Source organism: Citrobacter sp. Igbk 17, from assembly GCF_028069775.1.
Classification (GTDB): Bacteria; Pseudomonadota; Gammaproteobacteria; order Enterobacterales; family Enterobacteriaceae; genus Citrobacter.
In genome coordinates, this window is record NZ_JANEWI010000117.1 from 1 (window position 1) to 232 (window position 232).

The following is a 232-nucleotide window of genomic DNA, read 5'->3' on the forward strand; positions in this document are numbered from 1 at the left end:
AGAGAACCTGGCTGCGATATGCCAGCGCCTGCAGGGTGTCATTATCGAGAACAAAGACGCCCTGGCAGTGATGCGCGCCCACGACGCCGATACCACTCTGCATTACATAGATCCGCCTTATGTGCCGGAAACGCGCGTACAGGGTAACCGCTATTACAACCATGAAATGACCGTTGAAGGGCATGAGCAACTGTTAGCTGTGGCCAGAACGATGACCGGCATGGTGATAATC

At 54.3% G+C, this 232-nt stretch carries 1 protein-coding gene; it reads left to right on the top strand.

Features of this window, described 5'->3' with window-relative positions:
* Positions 1-232, top strand: a 232-nt coding sequence (locus NNO08_RS23065; protein ID WP_271457616.1) for a DNA adenine methylase, incomplete at both ends; no start/stop codon positions are given.